The 18657-nt window shown below is 64.1% G+C and carries 16 protein-coding genes; 6 read left to right on the top strand and 10 right to left on the bottom strand.

Going from position 1 to position 18657, the window contains the following annotated elements; all coding sequences use genetic code 11:
• The first annotated feature begins 185 nt into the window (after positions 1-185).
• Both VC352_RS12435 and VC352_RS12430 read left to right on the top strand, forming a co-directional pair.
• Positions 186-632: a phasin family protein gene (locus VC352_RS12435; RefSeq protein ID WP_322979864.1), complete on the top strand. Its 447-nt coding sequence runs from the start codon at positions 186-188 to the stop codon at positions 630-632.
• Positions 633-642: 10 nt separating this feature from the next.
• Positions 643-1467: a phasin family protein gene (locus tag VC352_RS12430; protein ID WP_322979863.1), complete on the top strand. Its 825-nt coding sequence runs from the start codon at positions 643-645 to the stop codon at positions 1465-1467.
• Positions 1468-1608: 141 nt separating this feature from the next.
• On the opposite strand, the gene VC352_RS12425 is transcribed toward VC352_RS12430, so the two are convergent.
• The 10 genes from VC352_RS12425 to VC352_RS12380 form a co-directional block, all read right to left on the bottom strand.
• Entirely contained in the window at positions 1609-2223 is a 615-nt protein-coding gene (locus VC352_RS12425; RefSeq protein WP_322979862.1) for a TetR/AcrR family transcriptional regulator, read from the bottom strand.
• A 69-nt stretch (positions 2224-2292) separates the two neighbouring features.
• The gene (gene phaC, locus VC352_RS12420; RefSeq protein WP_322979861.1) at positions 2293-3975 is read right to left on the bottom strand and encodes a class II poly(R)-hydroxyalkanoic acid synthase; all 1683 of its coding nucleotides are present in this window, start codon (positions 3973-3975) and stop codon (positions 2293-2295) included.
• A 228-nt stretch (positions 3976-4203) separates the two neighbouring features.
• Positions 4204-5058, bottom strand: coding sequence for a poly(3-hydroxyalkanoate) depolymerase (gene phaZ / locus VC352_RS12415; protein WP_322979860.1), 855 nt, complete (start codon positions 5056-5058; stop codon positions 4204-4206).
• A 153-nt stretch (positions 5059-5211) separates the two neighbouring features.
• Positions 5212-6891 carry a class II poly(R)-hydroxyalkanoic acid synthase gene (gene phaC, locus VC352_RS12410; RefSeq protein ID WP_322979859.1) on the bottom strand — a complete coding sequence of 560 codons (1680 nt, stop codon included), beginning with the start codon at positions 6889-6891 and terminating at the stop codon, positions 5212-5214.
• Positions 6892-7181: 290 nt separating this feature from the next.
• Complete coding sequence (locus tag VC352_RS12405) at positions 7182-7553, bottom strand: DUF971 domain-containing protein (RefSeq protein ID WP_322979858.1); 372 nt, start codon at positions 7551-7553, stop codon at positions 7182-7184.
• A gap of 161 nt (positions 7554-7714) precedes the next feature.
• Complete coding sequence (hslU, locus tag VC352_RS12400) at positions 7715-9055, bottom strand: HslU--HslV peptidase ATPase subunit (RefSeq protein ID WP_322979857.1); 1341 nt, start codon at positions 9053-9055, stop codon at positions 7715-7717.
• Between the two features lie 41 nt (positions 9056-9096).
• Positions 9097-9627 (bottom strand): ATP-dependent protease subunit HslV, encoded by a 531-nt coding sequence (gene hslV, locus VC352_RS12395; RefSeq protein ID WP_273252316.1) that lies wholly within the window; start codon positions 9625-9627, stop codon positions 9097-9099.
• Positions 9628-9722: 95 nt separating this feature from the next.
• A complete protein-coding gene (locus VC352_RS12390) occupies positions 9723-10400 on the bottom strand; it encodes an SPOR domain-containing protein (protein WP_322979856.1) in 678 nt (225 codons plus the stop codon).
• Positions 10401-12140 (bottom strand): arginine--tRNA ligase, encoded by a 1740-nt coding sequence (argS, locus tag VC352_RS12385; RefSeq protein WP_322979855.1) that lies wholly within the window; start codon positions 12138-12140, stop codon positions 10401-10403.
• Positions 12141-12339: 199 nt separating this feature from the next.
• Complete coding sequence (locus VC352_RS12380) at positions 12340-14559, bottom strand: primosomal protein N' (protein WP_322979854.1); 2220 nt, start codon at positions 14557-14559, stop codon at positions 12340-12342.
• Positions 14560-14717: 158 nt separating this feature from the next.
• Here VC352_RS12380 and rpmE point away from each other — a divergent pair, with 158 nt between their 5' ends.
• The 4 genes from rpmE to VC352_RS12360 all read left to right on the top strand — a co-directional run bounded on the left by rpmE (position 14718) and on the right by VC352_RS12360 (position 18564).
• Entirely contained in the window at positions 14718-14930 is a 213-nt protein-coding gene (rpmE, locus tag VC352_RS12375) for a 50S ribosomal protein L31 (RefSeq protein ID WP_014821726.1), read from the top strand.
• Positions 14931-14956: 26 nt separating this feature from the next.
• The gene (locus VC352_RS12370) at positions 14957-15757 is read left to right on the top strand and encodes a thermonuclease family protein (protein ID WP_322979853.1); all 801 of its coding nucleotides are present in this window, start codon (positions 14957-14959) and stop codon (positions 15755-15757) included.
• Complete coding sequence (locus VC352_RS12365; protein ID WP_416340155.1) at positions 15754-17193, top strand: M48 family metalloprotease; 1440 nt, start codon at positions 15754-15756, stop codon at positions 17191-17193. The genes VC352_RS12370 and VC352_RS12365 overlap by 4 nt, the downstream gene beginning before the upstream one ends.
• 102 nt (positions 17194-17295) lie before the next feature.
• Positions 17296-18564: a malic enzyme-like NAD(P)-binding protein gene (locus VC352_RS12360; RefSeq protein WP_322979852.1), complete on the top strand. Its 1269-nt coding sequence runs from the start codon at positions 17296-17298 to the stop codon at positions 18562-18564.
• The last annotated feature ends 93 nt before the right edge of the window (positions 18565-18657 follow it).

The following is an 18657-nucleotide window of genomic DNA, read 5'->3' as shown; positions in this document are numbered from 1 at the left end:
GCTCCTGGAAGGCTGTGTTGGTCGCGCTTCCAGAATTCCGGGAATGCCCCGGATGAACAACCTACTGAGAGATCACAGCTAGCCGCCGCTCTTAGTATGCGATTTCTAATTTTTCTCCTTAGGGTGTACCCAAGCCTGCACTCAGTGGGCGTTTCCGCTAACTGTCACAGCGCGTGAGGTGCACCATGTCGAAAGTAGCCGTGAAGAAAAAAGTCGAAGCCGTGGTCGAAGACAAGGCTGGCTTGTTCGTTGACGTGAAGGGCTATGCCCGCAAGATCTACCTCGCCGGCCTGGGTGCTTACGCCAAGGCAGGTGCCGAGGGGCTCGATTACTTCAAGGAGCTGGTCAAGGCCGGTGAGGGCGTCGAAACCAAGGGCAAGAAGCTGGTCGATGAGCAGCTCGAAGCCGCCAATAGTCAGATCGACTCGGTCAAGCAGTCGGTCAATGGCAACGTCACCAGCGTCAAAGGCAAGGTCGAGGTTCAACTCGACAAGATCGAGAAGGCTTTCGATACTCGGGTGGCCGCAGCGCTCAACCGCATCGGCATCCCGTCCAAGCAGGATGTCGAAGTGCTCTCTGCTAAGCTGGACGAGCTGAGCGCGTTGCTCGAGCACGTCGCGCGTACCAAGTAAGGAGATCAGGATGGCTGTTAAGAAGAAAACCGAAAAGCAGACCAGCTCCTGGATCGGCGAGGTCGAGAAATACTCGCGCCAGATCTGGTTGGCGGGCCTGGGGGCCTATTCCAAGGTCAGCAAGGACGGCACCAAGCTGTTCGACACGCTGGTCAAGGATGGCGAGAAGGCCGAGAAGCTGGCCAAGACCGAAGTCGACAAGCAGGTGGATGCGGTGAAGACCAGCGTCGGCTCCCGCGTTGGCACAGCCAAGTCCAAGGTCGATGAGGTCAAGGGCAAGGCCTTTGGCAAGTGGAGCGAGCTGGAGGAAGCGTTCGACAAGCGTCTGAACAACGCCATCTCGCGTCTGGGCGTGCCGAGTCGCAATGAAGTGAAGGCGCTCAACGACAAGGTCGACACCCTGACCAAGCAGTTGGAGAAGCTGACTGGCGTGACCGCCAAGTCGGTGGCCAAGCCTGCGCCGAAAGCGGCCGCCAAACCCGCTGCCAAGCCAGCCGCGAAAGCGCCTGCCAAGGCCGCACCGAAAGCGGCAGCCAAACCTGCTGCGAAGGCTCCGGCCAAAGCGGCTGCGGCGAAACCGGCTGCTGCCGCTGCCAAACCGGCAGCCAAGCCAGCTGCGAAACCCGCTGCCAAGGCCGCCGCGAAACCGGTAGCCAAACCCGCAGCAGCTGCCAAACCGGCTGCGGCGAAGAAGCCGGCAGCGGCGAAGAAACCCGCTGCGCCCAAGGCTGCTGCGAAGCCAGCTGCACCGGCGCCGGTTGCTGCTGCGACCCCAGCCGCTGCGCCGGCCCCGGCCCCTGCTGCTACTCCGGCCACTCCAGCCAGCGCTTCCTGAGTCTCTTGGAAGCACAAACGCCCGGCCCAGTGCCGGGCGTTTGCATTTTGGGGTACGGCGTCGCGTAGGGCGGGTGCAACCCGCCATCTGCGCCCTGGCGGGTTACACCCGCCTTACGATCATAGGCTGCGGTATCGAGCGTCAGGCTTCCAGATAACGCTGGGCCAGGTGCTCGACGGTACCGCGCGCAGGCTGCACCAGGTGCGGGGCGACCAGCATCATGATCTGGTAGACCACCAGGCGTACCTCGCCGTCCTGGTCGATGATGCGCTGGTAATCGAGCGAGAACAGCAGGGTCAGGGTGATCTGCTCCACCAGTTGTCCCAGCGCGCGCGTGCCGCTGACCAACTGCCCTTCGGCCATCAGCCGCGCCAGCAGTGCCGCCAGGGTGCGCTTGAGCGCATTGAGCCAGTGGCGAATGCCACGCGCCAGTTTCGGCAGGCGCCCGGCCAGGTTGGACAGATCCTGAAAGAGAAAGCGGTACTGCGAAAGCCGCTCGACGATCAGGTGCAGGAACAGCCAGTAATCTTCGACGTCCAGACGGGCATCGGCCGGCGGGTCGAGCAAGGGCGCCATATCGGCCTGGAAACGCTCGAACAGCTCCAGCACCAGCGGCTCCTTGCCGTGGAAGTGGTAGTAGAGATTGCCGGGGCTGATCTCCAGCTCATTGGCGATTTCCAGCGTGGAGACATTGGGCTCGCCCTGCTCGTTGAACAGTTGCAGGGCGGTAAGCAGGATGCGCTCGCGGGTTTTCATCCGTGTCTTCTTTTTCGGGGCGCCTGGGGCGTGACGATAGCCTGGCCGGTATGACGCCGGCCATCGTTTTCAGCGGATATGCACGTAGTTGCCTGGCGCTGCTTCCATGGGCGGATGCTTGGCGCTGCCCAGGGCCATCAGCGTGTCACGCTGTTCGCCCGAGCGGGCCTGGATCCACTCCAGCCACAGTGGCCACCAACTGCCTTGCTGGTGCTGGGCGTCATGGAACCAGGCGCGTGGATCCGAGGTGAGCTTGGTGTTCTCGTAGTAGTTGGCCTTGGGGTTGCCCGGTGGGTTGAGAATGCTCTGGATGTGGCCGCTATTGGAGAGGATGAAGCGGCGATTGCCGCCGAGCAGCAGGGTCGAGCGGTACACGGCGTCCCAGGGCGTGATGTGGTCGTTGATGCCGGCCACGCTGAAGCTGTCGAGGGTGACCTTGCTCAGATCCACCGGCGTGCCGCAGACCTCGAGGGCACCGGCGCGGGTCAGCGGATTGTGCTTGAAGAAGTCGATCAGATCGCCGTGCAGGGCAGCTGGCAGGCGCGTGTTGTCGTTGTTCCAGTAGAGGATGTCGAAGGCCGGTGGCTGCTTGCCGAGCAGGTAGTTGTTGATCCAGTAGTTCCAGATCAGATCGTTCGGGCGCATCCAGGCGAATACCCGGGCCATGTCGCGGCCATCGAGCACGCCGTTCTGATAGGAGCGGCGCTTGGCCGACTCCAGGGTTTCCTCGTCGGCGAAGAGCATGGCCGGGCTGTCGATCTGGCTGTCGAGCAGGCTGACCATGTAGGTGGCGCTGGCGATCTTGCGCAGTTGCCGGCGCGCCTGCAGATGGCCCTGCAGGGCGGCGATGGTCAGGCCGCCGGCGCAGGCGCCGAGCAGGTTAACGTCCTTGCTGCCGGTGATCGCGCGGCAGGCGTCGACGGCTTCCTCGACCGCCTGTACGTAGCTCGACAGGCCCCATTCGCGATGCCGGGGATCCGGGTTGCGCCAGCTGATCATGAAGGTCTGCAGGTCGTTCTTCAGGGCGTACTGGACGAAGCTCTTGTCGTTGGACAGGTCGAATATGTAGTACTTGTTGATCTGCGGCGGCACGATCAGCAGTGGGCGCAGGTACTGCTTCTCGCTCATCGGCTTGTACTGGATCAGCTCCAGCAGCTCGTTGCGAAAGACCACGGCGCCCGGCGTGGAGGCCAGGTTACGACCCACCTCGAAGGCGTGCTTGCTGACCTGGCTGGGCATGCCGTCGTTGTGCAGCAGATCCTCGAACAGATGGCGCGCGCCAGTGAGCAGGCTGCTGCCGCCCGTATTGAACAGCTCCTTCATCGCCAGGGGATTGAGCAGGCTGTTGGAGGGCGACAGGGCATCGCCGAGCAGGGCGGCGAGAAAACGCGCACGGGCACGATCATCGGCCGGCAGGTCGCTTTCCTCGATCCAGGCATTGAGCTGCTTCTGCCACGCCAGGTAAGCCTGCAGACCGCGCTTGTAGAAGGGATTGAGGTGCCAGGTCGGGTCACTGAAGCGGGCGTCCTGCGGATTGGGCTTGTGCAGGGTGTCGCCGAGCAGCACGCGGCCCAACTGACCGCCGAACGCCAGCAGATGGCGGGCGTTGTGCAGGGGATTGCGCAGGCTGTGGCCTGCCAGCAGACGCACGGTGGACAGCAGGTCGCGGCCGCGCACGCCGACTACCGCACTCTGGGCATTGAGAAAGCTAGCAGGCGCCGGCAAACCGCCGGCATTCGACTTGTCTCGCATGGGGCAACACTCCATCGTCAAACCGTGTAGACACTGTTAGGCGCTGCTGTCGGGAGCCGAAGCTCCTGATCCATTCGCAGCAAGGCCTGTACCAGACGCGCAAGAGGTGCATTCCAGACTGCCGCGTCGAGAATGGAAAAGGCCGCGAGCGGCCTTTTCGTCGAGCATCCTGAACATCGCGCACTAGGCTGGTGCGGTCAACCTGCTGGCGGTCTGCCAGTCATCCATTCAGTGACGCAGCGGTGCCGGCTGGGGGTGCATCACCGCGCGATGCCGCTCTTCCTCGAGGAATTTCATGATGATCGGCGCCACCGCTTCGGCGCGGGTCACCAGGAACAGGTGGCCGTCGTCGATGATGTGCAGTTCCGAGTTGGGAATACGCCAGGCCAGCAGGCGCATGTTGATCAGCGGGATCAGCGGATCGTCGTCGCCCGCCATCACCAGCGTCGGCTGGCGAATCTTGTGCAGCCAGTGGATGCTGGTCCAGCCGAGGCCGGCGAACAGTTGCCAGTAATAGCCCATCTTGCCGCCCGAGCGCACCTTGCTGGCATGCGCCATGGCCAACTTGGGGTCGCGGCGGAATGCGCCGCCATAGATGTCCGGGGCGATGCGAACACCGTAAGAGGGCTGTACGTAGCGCCGAGGACTGGCCATACGCCAGAGCACCTTGGGTTTGCCCGGCACCATCACCGCGCCGGCCGAGGTGGCCGCGAGAATCAGCTTCTTGCAGCGCTCCGGGTAGTCATGGGCGAATTGCTGCGCCAGGGCGCCGCCCCAGGACACGCCGATGGCATTGACCTGGCCATAGTCGAGGTAATCGAGCATGCGCGCCGCCAGCTTGGCCAGGCCGGGGAAGCGGTAGGGCGTGGCTGGCGTGGAGGAACCACCGACGCCGGGTACGTCGAAGGCGATCACCTCCATGTCCGGGTCGAGCGCCGCGACGAAGGGCATGACCAGCTCCAGGTTGGCGCCGATGCCGTTGAAGATCAGCAGCGGCACCAGTTGCCCGTTGCCGGGGCGCACCGCGGTGCGAATGGTCTGCCCATCGAGGTCGATGGTACGAAAGACGAATGGTTGCGGCATGGGCGCAGCCCCTATCGAGTTGAGCGCTGGTGACGACCGTCCCGGCCGCTACCAGAATGACCAGGACACGCCTGGTTCGCCACGTCCGGCCAGGCCGTCGTGGCGTGCGGCACTTCCCAGTGCCGCATGCTGTTGCGCACGGGGCGCGGTCGATCAGCGCTCGTGCACATAGGTACCAGGCGAGGCTTCGCCGGCCGGGTATTTCTTGTTGCCCAGGCTGGTCGGGGTGTTCTTGGTCTTGCCCGAACGTTCGGCCAGCCATTTCTGCCAGTGCAGCCACCAGGAGTCGGCGTTCTTGGTCGCACTCTCCTGCCAGGCCGCCGGATCCAGCGGCATCTCGCTGTTGGTCATGTAGCGTGCCTTGGGATTGCCCGGCGGGTTGAGGATGCTCTGGATGTGGCCGCTGTTGGACAGCACGAACTCGCACTTGCCGCCGAATAGCAGCGCCGATTTGTAGCAGGACGTCCACGGCGTGATGTGGTCGGTGGTGCCGGCGACGACGAAGAAGTCGCAGTTGACCTGCTTGAGATCGATGGCCGTTCCACAGACTTCCAGCGCGCCCGGCCGGATCAGCGGGTTGGTCTGGAACATGTCGATGAACTCACCGTGCAGCGCAGCGGGCAGGCGCGTGGTGTCGTTGTTCCAGTAGAGGATGTCGAACACCGGCGGCTCGTTGCCGAGCAGGTAGTTGTTGACCCAGTAGTTCCAGATCAGGTCGTTGGGGCGCATCCAGGCGAAGACCTTGGCCATGTCGCTGCCTTCCAGCACGCCGGCCTGGTAGGAACGGCGCTTGGCCGCTTCCAGGGTCTTCTCGTCGGCGAACAGCGCCACCTGGGTGTCGAGCTGGGTGTCGAGCACGCTGACCAGCAGGGTCAGGGCGTTGACCTTCTGTTCGCCGAGCGCGGCGTAGTGGCCGAGCAGCGAGGCGGTGGTCAGGCCGCCGGAGCAGGCGCCGAGCATGTTGACGTCCTTGCTGCCGGTGATGGCGCAGACCACGTCGATGGCCTCCTTGAGCGCCTCGATGTAGGTGGACAGGCCCCACTCACGCTGCGCCTTGGTCGGGTTGCGCCAGCTGACGATGAAGGTCTGCACCTGGTTGCGCAGGAGGAAGCGCGCCAGGCTCTTCTCCGGCGACAGGTCGAAGACGTAGAACTTGTTGATCTGTGGCGGCACCACCAGCAGCGGACGCTCGTGCACGCTCTCGGTTACCGGCTTGTACTGGATCAGCTCCAGCACGTCGTTGCGAAACACCACGGCGCCGTCGGTAGTCGCCAGGTTCTTGCCGACTTCGAAGGCCTCCATGTTCACCTGACTCGGCATGCCGCCGTTGTGCACCATGTCCTTGGCCAGGTGCGACAGGCCGTCGAGCAAGCTCTTGCCGCCGGTTTCGAAGAAGCGTTTGACTGCCGCCGGGTTGGCCATGCTGTTGCTCGGCGCCATTGCTTCGGTCATCAGGTTGATCACGAAATGACCACGGCTGGCGTCCTGTTCCGATAGCGAGCTGTGCTCGATCCAGTCATGCAGCTCCTTGCGCCAGGCCAGGTAGGTTTGCAGGTAGCGGCGATACAGCGGGTTCTGGCTCCAGGCCGGGTCGGCGAAGCGGCGGTCGCCATCCTCGGGCTTGAGTTCGGACTGGCCGAGCAGGACGTTCTTCAGTTCGAGGCCGAAGTGGGTGATGTGCTTGGTGCTGTGGAAGGGTTGCTTGAGTGCCTGGCCGAGCACCATGCGGGCAGAGGTCAGAAGATCCCTGCCGCGGATGCCGATCACCGGGTTGAGTCCCAGTGTGTTTTCCGAAGCCTGGCGTTTCAGGTCTTCGCTGTTCTTTTCACTCATCTACGACGCTCCAATGTCCTGAGTCGCGTACCGGCCATGCTCACGGCGAAACAGTGGCCAGGTACTGCTCGGGTTGCCGGGGGCGGATCGAGTCCGCGTCATGCGTGCATCTGGTTGAGCCAAATGCAGGGAACCTGCCAGTTCCTTGGTTACCCGAGTTTTTGCCGTTAGGCAAGCTGGTCGATGGCGCAGGAGTATGCCGCGATAGTTTAGAAAAATCGTTCTAACTACCGGGCATCGAACAGGAAAGACGGAGCGGCCGCTCTGCGGCGAGGTTTTGCTGCCGAGTGTCAGAGCATCAGGCGGACGACGGATTCACTGGGGTCACGTGATTTGCCCGCTGCGGCCAGTTGCGCCAGATAGTCGGCCCACAGACTCTCCTGGCGGGTGGCCAGCTCGAAGAGGTAATCCCAGGTGAACAGGCCGCTGTCATGGCCGTCATCGAAGCACAGTTTCAGTGCATAGTTGCCGGCGGGCTCGATACGTTCGAGGCCGACATGGAGTTTGCCGGTTTGCAGGATCGGCTTGCCGTGCCCCTGGACTTCGGCAGAGGGTGAGTGCACGCGGAGGAACTCGGCGCTGAGCGAGTAGCTCTGTTCGCCGTAACGCAGCTCCAGGGTCTTCGACGCCTTGTGCAGTTTGATCGCGCTGGGAATGGGCATGGCTGAATTCCGTAATCTTTAGAAGGCGCTACGCCCTGGTGAGTGATTGCACCGTCCTGTAGGAGCGGATTTATCCGCGAATTTCGCGGCTGAAGCGGAATGCCGCCCAGCCGCTCCTACAGAATGGCGCCGCCCACCGGCGACTCGATCGTGCGACAGGTTTACAGGATGTAGCGCGACAGGTCTTCGTCCTGCGCCAGCTCGCCGAGATGGCCGTTGACGTAGGCGGCGTCGATGCGAATGGCCTGGCCATCGTGCTGCGCAGCCAGATCACCGGCGCTGAAGGACACTTCTTCCAGCAGGCGTTCGAGCAGGGTGTGCAGGCGGCGCGCACCGATGTTCTCGGTCTTCTCGTTGACCTGCCAGGCGATCTCGGCGAGACGCTTGATGCCGTCTTCGGTGAACTCGATATCCAGCCCTTCGGTCTTCAGCAGCGCGCTGTACTGCTCGGTCAGCGAGGCGTGCGGTTCGCTGAGGATGCGCTCGAAATCCTCCGGGCTCAGCGCCTTGAGTTCGACGCGGATCGGCAGACGACCCTGCAACTCGGGCACCAGGTCGCTCGGCTTGCTCAGGTGGAAGGCGCCCGAGGCGATGAACAGGATATGGTCGGTCTTGACCATGCCCAGCTTGGTGTTGACCGTGCAGCCCTCGATCAGCGGCAGCAGGTCGCGCTGTACGCCTTCACGGGAAACGTCGGCGCCACCGGCGTTGGCGCGCTTGGCCACCTTGTCGATCTCGTCGATGAAGACGATGCCGTGCTGTTCGACGGCTTCCAGTGCGCGGGCCTTGAGCTCTTCCTCGTTGACCAGGCGCGCGGCTTCCTCGTCGCGTACCAGTTTCAGGGCATCGACGACCTTGAGCTTGCGGCTCTTTTTCTTGCCCTTGCCGAGGCCGGAGAAGAGGTTCTGCAACTGGCTGGTCATCTCCTCCATGCCCGGCGGCGTCATGATTTCCACGCCCATGGGTGATTCGGCCACCTCGATGTCGATTTCCTTGTCATCGAGCTGACCTTCGCGCAGGCGCTTGCGGAATAGCTGACGGGTATTGGAATCCTCGTTACGGGCCGGCTCGTCACCGAAGCCCTGGCGCGCGGGCGGCAGCAGGGCGTCGAGGATGCGTTCCTCGGCAGCGTCCTCGGCGCGGTGGCGGACTTTGACCATTTCCTGCTCACGGAGCATCTTCACGGCGGCATCGGCGAGGTCGCGGATGATCGATTCGACATCGCGGCCTACATAGCCGACCTCGGTGAACTTGGTCGCTTCGACTTTCAGGAACGGCGCGTTGGCCAGCTTGGCCAGGCGGCGGGCGATCTCGGTCTTGCCGACGCCGGTCGGGCCGATCATCAGGATGTTCTTCGGCGTCACTTCCTGGCGCAGGTCGGCCGGCAGCTGCATGCGCCGCCAGCGGTTGCGCAGGGCGATGGCCACGGCGCGCTTGGCGTCGTCCTGGCCGATGATGTGGCGGTTGAGTTCGTGGACGATCTCGCGGGGCGTCATGGACATGGAATCGGGCTCGCTATCGAATCGGGATGGAAGAACGGACGTCACTCGGGGGCGTCCAGTTCCTCGACTGTCTGATGATGATTGGTGAAGACGCAGATATCGCCGGCGATGCCCAGCGCGGTTTCGGCCACTTCACGGGCGGACAGGTCGGTCTTCATCAGCAGGGCGCGGGCGGCGGCCTGGGCGAAGTTGCCGCCGGAGCCCATGGCAATCAGGCCTTCCTCGGGTTCGACCACATCGCCGTTGCCGGTGATGATCAATGAAGCGTCCTTGTTGGCCACGGCCAGCATGGCCTCCAGGCGGCTCAGGCTGCGGTCGGTACGCCAGTCCTTGGCCAGTTCTACGGCGGCGCGTACCAGATGGCCCTGGTGTTTCTCAAGCTGGCCTTCGAAGCGCTCGAACAGGGTGAAGGCATCGGCGGTAGCACCGGCGAAGCCGGCCAGCACCTGACCGTGGTAGAGGCGGCGCACCTTCTTGGCGTTGCCCTTCATGACGGTGTTGCCGAGGGAAACCTGGCCGTCGCCAGCCATCACGACCTTGCCGTGGCGGCGTACTGAAACGATGGTGGTCAAGGGTGAATCTCCACGCTGCGGGGCGAATTGCCCGGATGGAAAATCAGATGGGGTGCCCGCTGCGGCTTTTCAACCGCCAGCGGGGGAATCGCTGATCAGCGGACTTGGCGCTGCTGCAACAACAGATTGCCGAAGCCGCTGGCGGCGAGGGATTTCTGCGCGGCGGCGAGTTGTTCGCGGGTGGCGAAGGGGCCAACCAGGACGCGGTTCCAGGTTTCATCGCGCACCTTGCCGGCTTCGACCTGCACACTCTGGCCGAGCAGGATGATCTGCGCCCGCAACGCATCGGCATCTTCGCGACGGCGGAACGAGCCGGCCTGGAGGAAGAACTGCGTGGTCAGGGGCGCATTGGCGATCACCTGCGGAGCCGGCGGCGGCACTTCGCCCTTGAGCGCGGCTTCGGCACGGGCCGCATCGATCTTCGCGGCTTCCTCCGGCGTCACCGGCTTTTGCTCGGGCGCAGGCGGTGGGGTTTCCTCCAGCGCCTGCGGCAGGATCACCTCGGACTCCGGCAGCAGGGTATAGAAGTCGTATTTGGGTCGGGTCGGCTCGTCCGCCTTCGGTTTGGGCTCGACCTTGCTGCTCTTGGCCGCTTGTTCGCTCTTGTCGCGGCGTACTTCGTCACGCCCCGGTTCGAGGCTGAACAGGAACATGAAGAAGCCGCCGACCACCAGGCCGCAGGCCAGCCAGATCCAGCCGGGCACCGGCTTTTTCGCCGGTGCCTGATAGCGACTGGCGCCGCGTTTCGGCGCCGGCTTCTTGCGCGCGGCCATTTACATCCGCTCCAGGGTTTCCAGGCCGAGCAGCTCCAGGCCCTGCTTGAGGGTGCGGCCGGTGAGGGCGGCCAGGCGCAGACGGCTGTTGCGTGTGGCTTCGTCCTCGGCACTGAGGATCGGGCAGTTCTCGTAGAAGCTGGAGAACAGCCCGGCGATGTCGTACAGGTAGGCGCAGAGGATGTGCGGCGTACCTTTCTCAGCGACGTTGCCGAGCAGCTCGGCGAACTGCGCCAGCTTGGCAGCCAGGGCCTGTTCCTGGTCGGCTACCAGCGTGATCTGCCCGTCGATCTCGTCTACGCCCTTGCCCAGCTTGCGGAAGATGCTGGCTACACGGGTGTAGGCGTACAGCAGGTACGGCGCGGTATTGCCCTCGAAGCTCAGCATCAGGTCGAAGTTGAAGCTGTAGTCGCTGGCGCGGTGCTTGGACAGGTCGGCGTATTTCACCGAGGCGATGCCCACTACGCGGGCGATCTGCCGCAGCTCGTCTTCGGCCAGCTCCGGGTTCTTGTCCTTGACCAGGCTGTAGGCGCGCTGCTCGGCTTCATCGAGCAGTTGCACCAGTTTCACCGTGCCGCCGTCGCGGGTCTTGAACGGGCGACCGTCCGGGCCGTTCATGGTGCCGAAGCCCATGTGTTCCAGATCCATGCTGGCGGGGACGAAGCCGGCCAGGCGGGCGCAGGCGAAGACCATCTGGAAGTGCAGCGCCTGACGCTGGTCGACGAAGTACAGCACGCGGTCGGCCTTGAGCGTGCCAGCACGGTAGCGGGTAGCCGCCAGGTCGGTGGTGGCATACAGGTAGCCGCCGCCAGCCTTCTGCACGATCAGCGGCAGCGGGTTGCCTTCGGCGTTCTTGAACTCGTCCATGAACACGCACTGGGCGCCGTTGTCTTCGGTCAGCAGGCCCTTGGCGGCGAGATCGGCGACCACCTGCGGCAGGTCGTCGTTATAGGCGCTCTCGCCCTTGACGTCGGCCATGCTCAGCTTGACGCCGAGGCGGTCATACAGCGCCTGGCAATGCGAGAGGGAGATGTCGTTGAAACGGTGCCACAGGCGCAGGCACTCGGCGTCACCGGCCTGCAGCTCGACCACCAACTGGCGCGCGCGGTCGGCGAACTCCGGCGATTCGTCGAAGCGCTTCTTGGCGGCGCGGTAGAAACCTTCGAGGTCGGCCAGCTCACTTTCGGCGGCGGCCGGGTTTTCCTGCATGAAGGCCAGCAGCATGCCGAACTGGGTGCCCCAGTCACCGACGTGGTTCTGGCGGATCACCTCGTCGCCGAGAAACTCCAGCACGCGCGCCACACCGTCGCCGATGATGGTCGAGCGCAGGTGGCCAACGTGCATTTCCTTGGCCAGGTTGGGCGCCGACAGGTCGACCACCACGCGCTGCGTCGAACCGTTCTTGCGCACGCCGAGCTTGGCATCGGCCAGCGCGGCTTCCAGGCGCTGGGCCAGGGCATCGCTGTTCTGGAAGAAATTGAGGAAGCCCGGGCCGGCGATTTCCACCTTGGTGATCTGCTCGTCAGCCGGCAGGGCAGCGATGAGTTTCTCGGCCAGGTCACGCGGCTTCATGCCGGCCGGCTTGGCCAGCATCATGGCGATGTTGCTGGCGAAGTCGCCATGGCTCTTGTCCTTGGTGTTCTCCACCTGGATGGCCGGCGTCAGGCCAGCCGGCAGCACGCCGTCGGCGGTCAGGCGGTCAAGGGCTTGCTGGATCAGGTGGCGAATACTGTCTTTCATGGTCGGCTCGGATGCCTTGGCTCGGTCGAAAACTGAGCATTATAAGAGCAGCTGCGAGCTGCAAGCCACAAGCGACAAGGAAAAGCGTGCTGCGTTTCCATGTGTAGGGTGGGCTTCAGCCCACCAAGACTGGCCGCTGATGGTGCGCTGAAGCGGGACGCCGCCCGGCCCACCCTGCGGACTGTCACAGCGCGTCGGCTCAGAACAGATCGATCGGGTCGACGTCCAGCGACCAGCGCACCGCGCGGCCGCCGGGCATCTGCTCCAGCGCCTGCAGCCAGGGTGTTAGCAGGCGATGCAGTGGTGCGCGGGCGTTGCTCTGCAGCAGCAGCTGCGCGCGGAAGCGGCCGGCGCGGCGCTCCATCGGTGCGGGGATCGGGCCAAGCAGTTCGATGCCGCTCAGGCCCAGCTCGCCCAGCAGGTGCTCGGCTTCGCTGCAGGCTTCGTCGAGAAAGGCCTCGGCCTGACCGGGCTTGTGCGCTTCGGCGCGCAGCAGGGCCAGGTGGCAGAACGGCGGCAGGCCGGCGGCGCGGCGTTCGCTCAACGCCTGTTCGGCGAAGGCGAAGTAGCCCTGTTCGGTCAATTGCACCAGCAGCGGATGGTCGGCCAGATGGCTCTGGATGATCACCTTGCCTGGCTCCTCGGCACGCCCGGCGCGGCCCGCCACCTGCACGATCAACTGGGCCATGCGCTCGCTGGCGCGGAAGTCGGCGGAGAACAGGCCACCATCGGCATCGAGGATCGACACCAGGGTCACCCGTGGGAAGTGGTGGCCCTTGGCGAGCATCTGCGTGCCGACCAGGATGCACGGCTCGCCCTTGTTGATGGTGGCGAACAGGCGATCCATCGCGCCCTTGCGTGAAGTGCTGTCGCGGTCGATGCGTAGCACCGGGTAATCGGGGAACAGCACGGCCAGGCGCTCTTCGGCGCGCTCGGTGCCGGCGCCGACCGGGCGCAGGTCGACGTGTTGGCACTTGGGGCAGTTGCTCGGTTGGCGCTCGATATGGCCGCAGTGGTGGCAGCGCAGTTCCTGGTAGCGTTGGTGCACGGTCATGCGCGCATCGCAGCGCGGGCATTCCGACAACCAGCCGCAGTCGTGGCAGAGCAGTGTTGGAGCGAAGCCACGGCGGTTGAGAAATACCAGCACCTGCTGACCCGTCGCGAGGGTCTGTGCGATGGCCTGCTGCATCGGCCCGGAGATGCCCGAGTCCAGTGGCCGGCTCTTGACGTCCAGACGCAGGAAGCGCGGCTGGCTGGCGCCGCCAGCGCGTTGGGTCAGCTTGAGCAGGGCATAGCGGCCGCTGTGGGCGTTGTGCAGGCTTTCCAGCGAGGGCGTGGCCGAACCGAGCACGATGGGCAGGTCTTCCTGGCGGGCGCGCACCAGGGCCAGATCGCGGGCGTGATAGCGCAGGCCTTCCTGCTGTTTATAGGAAGCATCGTGTTCCTCGTCGACGATGATCAGGCCAGGGTTCTTCATCGGCGTGAACAGCGCGGAGCGGGTGCCGATGATGATGTCGGCCTCGCCATCGCGCGCCGCCAGCCAGGCATCGAGGCGATCACGGTCATTCACCGCCGAATGCAGCAGGGCGATGCGGGCGTTGAAGCGGCGGGCGAAGCGGTCGAAGGTCTGCGGGCCGAGGTTGATCTCGGGGATCAGTACCAGCGCCTGTTTGCCGGCCTCCAGGCACTGATGGATCAGTTGCAGGTAGACCTCGGTCTTGCCGCTGCCGGTCACGCCGGCCAGCAGGTAGGCGTTGAAGCGCCCCCAGCCCGAAGCCACGGCGTTGACGGCGGCACGCTGCTCGGCATTCAGCGGCAGCTCGGGCTGCGCCAGCCAATGCCCGGGTTTGGCGTGTGGCTGGTTACGCCGCAGCTCGACCTTGACCAGGCCTTTCTCATGCAGCAGTTGCAGGCTGTCGCGATTGAGCTGCAACTGGCTGAGCAGGCTGTGAGCGACACCGTGCGGATGTTGCGCCAGGGCCTTGAGTGCTTCCTGCTGGCGCGGTGCGCGGGCCAGGCGCGGGTCGTCGACGCTGGCACCGGGCTTGGCCAGCCAATAGCGCTCCTGGTGCACCTGCGCCGGCTCACCCTGGCGCAGCAGCACCGGAAGCGCCCAGCTCAGGGTGTCGCCGAGGCTGTGCTGGTAGTACTGCGCCGTCCACAGGCAGAGCTTGAACAGTGAGGCTGGCAGTGGTGGGCGTGCATCGAGCAGTTCGAGCGCGGGCTTGAGCTTGTCGGGCGGCACTTCGCTGTGGCTGTCGACCTCTATCAGAATGCCGATCATCTCCCGCCGGCCGAACGGCACGCGCAGGCGCGCACCCGGCTGCAGAGCGCTGCGCGACACGCCGGCAGGCGGCAGGTAGTCGAACAGGCGACGCAGCGGCGAAGGCAAGGCAAGGCGCAGGATCAGGTCGGGCACGCAGGGGCTCCATGGCTGGGCGAGCGATCTTAGCATGCGACAGTCGGCGCTCTGCGCGGCTTGCATAGCCCTGAACGTCTGGTAAGATTCGCGGCCTATTTCTGTGCGGTGCCTGACGTTGGGTCGGGTGGCGGCACGACTACCCCGAGGAAAGCACCATGAAAGCCGATATCCATCCGAATTACGTCGAGATCGAAGCCACCTGCTCCTGCGGCAACGTGATCAAGACCCGCTCCACCCTGGGCAAGAACCTGAGCCTGGACGTTTGCTCCGAGTGCCACCCGTTCTACACCGGTAAGCAGAAAGTGCTGGACACTGGCGGCCGTATCGATCGCTTCAAGCAGCGTTTCGGCGTATTCGGCGCCAAGTAAGCGACCGAACGATAACGGAACGTGCCATGCACCTTTCCGTGAATCTGAAAAAGGCGTCCCTGGTGGGCGCCTTTTTCGTTTCTCTGCTGTGGCTGGAATTCGCCCAGGCGTTCTGCCCGGTGCGGGCCGACCTGCCGCAGGTTGCCGTGCGCCAGGTGGTGGATGGCGATACGCTGCGCCTGGTCGATAGTCGAAGTGTGCGCCTGATCGGCATCAATACCCCGGAGCTGGGGCGCAAGGGACGCAGTGACGAGCCCTATGCCGTGCAGGCCAAGCGCCGCCTGCAGGCGCTGGTCGAGGCCAGTGGCGGCAAGGTTGGCGTGCAGCCTGGCAAGCAGGGAAAGGATCATTACGGTCGTACCCTGGCGCATCTGTATGACCGCAGTGGACATAACCTCGAAGCTCAGTTACTCAGTGAAGGCCTCGGTTTCATGGTCGCTTTCGCGCCCAATACGCAATTGGTGGGCTGCCAGGTGCAGGCCGAGCGTAAGGCACGCCAGCAGCGCCTGGGCTTGTGGCGATATGAGCAGGTCAAGCAGGCGGGGCAGTTGCGCCGTAGTGGCTTCGCCCTGATCGCCGGACGCATCACCGATGTGCAGCGCAATCGTGGCGGTCTGTGGCTGGAGATGGATGGCAATCGCGTACTGCGCGTGGCACCCGAGTTGCTCGCGGTGTTCGACGAGCGCGCCCTGTCGCGGCTGAATGGGCGGCGTGTCGAGGCGCGTGGCTGGGTGATCGATCGACAGGCGCGAGGCGAGAGCAGGTCGGGCCAGGCGCGCTGGCTGTTGCCATTGACCCATCCTGCGATGCTGGAGGTGCTGCCATGATGCGTATGTTGCTGATGTGTCTGGCATTTACCTGGCTGGCCGGCTGCGCGGTCAACCCGGCAACCGGGCGCAGCGATTTCGTGATGATGAGCGAGCGCCAGGAACTGGATCTCGGCGCCCGCTACAACCAGGAAATTCTCAAGCAGAACCCTCGCTACGACGACGCCAGGCTGCAGGCCTATATCCAGCGCGTCGGCGAGCGTGTTGCGCGCAGCAGTCATCGCAATCAGCTCAAGTACGTCTTCACGCTGGTGGATAGTCCGGACGTCAACGCCTTCGCCCTGCCTGGCGGCTACATCTATATCCATCGCGGCCTGCTCGCTTACCTCAACTCCGAAGCCGAGTTGGCCGCGGTGCTCGGTCACGAGGTCGGTCACGTCACGGCACGTCATAGCGTGCGCCAGCAGAGCCAGTCGATGGCCTGGGGCTTGCTCGGTCAGGCCGCAGCCATCGGTACCGGCGTTGGCGCGGTGGGCGATGTCGCCAATGTCATGGGCAATGCCTTCGTACGTGGCTATGGTCGCGATATGGAACTGGAGGCCGACGGTATCGGCGCGCAGTATCTGGCACGTGCCGGCTACGACCCGCAGGCGATGATCGAAGTGGTCAAGGTGCTGAAGAATCAGGAGACCTTCGCCCAGGATCAGGCCGCCAAGCGCGGAGAGGCGGTGCCCGACAGTGGTGGCTATCACGGTCTGTTTGATACGCACCCGGACAACGACCGACGCCTGCAGGAAGTGATCGGCCCGGCCCGTGCCCTGGCGGGTGGACAGCAGGAAGTGGGGCGCGATGTCTTCCTGCAGATGCTCGATGGCCTGGTGTTCGGTGACTCGGCATCCAGCGGCATTCGGCGCGGTCAGCATTTCTATCACGGGCCGCTGGATTTCACCCTGAGCTATCCGCCGGGGTGGCAGATGGTCAATCGCCCGGACGTGTTGATCGGCCACAGCACAGATGAGCAGGCCTTCATTGCCATGACGCTCGAGGCAGCAGACAAGCGTCTCACGCCTGCGGAGTTCCTGCGTAAGCGCGCCGGTAGCCAGCGCCTCGTTGCAGGTGAGGCTCTGCAGGTTGGGGCGTTGCGGGGTTATACCGCCGTACTGCCTGGGCAGTCGGCTCGTCGGGTGGCGGTGATCTATCGCGGAGACAGCGCCTTTCTGTTCGTGGCGGCAGTCAAGGGGCGCGCTTCGCTGGAGACCGAGGATGAGCGTTTCCTCAGTGTGATTCGCAGCTTCCGTGCGCTCACGGCGCAGGAGCGCAAACTGGCGCAGCCGGTGCGGTTGCAACTGGTGCGTGCGAAAGCGGGTCAGCGTCTGGCGAATCTAGTCGGCCAGGGCGCTGCTGCGGAGGGAGGCGAAGCGCGTTTGCGTCTGCTCAATAACCTTTACCCGAGCGGTGAACCGCGCGCTGGAGACTGGGTGAAGACGTTACGCTGAGTCGACGGTTACAGCGCGACCGAACAGTCTTGTCGAGCTGTATACAACTTGCGTATCCTCGGCCGCCTGCCCATTCAACAGCAACAAAAGCGGAACGCCACTATGTCTGATCTCAAAACTGCCGCTCTCGAATATCACGCTCAGCCCCGTCCCGGTAAGCTCAGCGTCGAGTTGACCAAGGCCACTTCCACCGCCCGCGACCTGTCGCTGGCCTACAGCCCAGGCGTTGCCGAGCCGGTGCGTGAAATCGCCCGTGATGCCGAACTGGCCTACCGTTATACCGGTAAAGGCAACCTGGTCGCCGTGATCTCCGACGGTACCGCCATCCTTGGCCTGGGCAACCTCGGCCCGCTGGCTTCCAAGCCGGTCATGGAAGGCAAGGGCGTACTGTTCAAGCGCTTCGCTGGCATCGACGTGTTCGACATCGAAGTCGATTCGGAAAGCCCGCAGGCCTTCATCGACACGGTAAAACGCATCTCCATCACCTTCGGCGGCATCAACTTGGAAGATATCAAGGCCCCCGAATGCTTCGAGATTGAGCGCGCGCTGATCGAGCAGTGCGACATCCCGGTGTTCCACGATGACCAGCACGGTACTGCCATTGTTACCGCTGCCGGCATGCTCAACGCGCTGGAAATCGCCGGCAAAACGCTCGAAGAAGCGAAGATCGTCTGCCTGGGCGCCGGTGCTGCCGCCATTTCCTGTATGAAGCTGCTGGTGAGCATGGGCGCCAAGGTCGAGAACATCTTCATGATCGACCGTCAGGGCGTGATCCACGCCGGCCGTGACGATCTGAACCAGTACAAGGCCGTGTTCGCCACCGAGACCGACAAGCGCACCCTGTCCGATGCGCTGGAAGGTGCCGACGTGTTCGTCGGCCTGTCCGGTGCCAACCTGCTGGGCGCGGAAGACCTGCAACGCATGGCGCCGAACCCGATCGTGTTCGCCTGCTCGAACCCGGATCCGGAAATCAAGCCGGAACTGGCTCATGCCACCCGCAACGACGTGATCATGGCAACCGGTCGCTCCGACTACCCGAACCAGGTCAACAACGTGCTCGGTTTCCCCTTCATCTTCCGTGGAGCGCTGGACGTCCGTGCCACCCGCATCAACGAGGAAATGAAGATCGCCGCTGCCCTGGCGCTGCGTGATCTGGCCAAGCTGCCGGTGCCTCAGGATGTCTGCGACGCCTATGGTGTCGATTCCCTGAGCTTCGGTCGCGAGTACATCATTCCGAAACCGATGGATAAGCGTCTGATCACCGTGGTCTCCGATGCCGTGGCCAAGGCTGCGATCGAATCCGGCGTAGCCACGCTGCCCTATCCGAAGCACTACCCGCTGAGCTCGGTGGATGAGGTGTTCAACGGCTAAGCCGTTGGATGCAGCAAACAAGAAACCCGCCTAGGCGGGTTTTTTGTTGAGTGCGATTTTGCTGCAAGCGACAGGCTCTTGCCTGCGGCTTGC

The organism is Pseudomonas sp. C11 (assembly GCF_034683865.1).
Lineage (GTDB): Bacteria > Pseudomonadota > Gammaproteobacteria > Pseudomonadales > Pseudomonadaceae > Aquipseudomonas.
The sequence above is the reverse complement of the archived record's forward strand: the minus strand, read 5'-3'. Positions and strand labels throughout refer to the sequence as shown.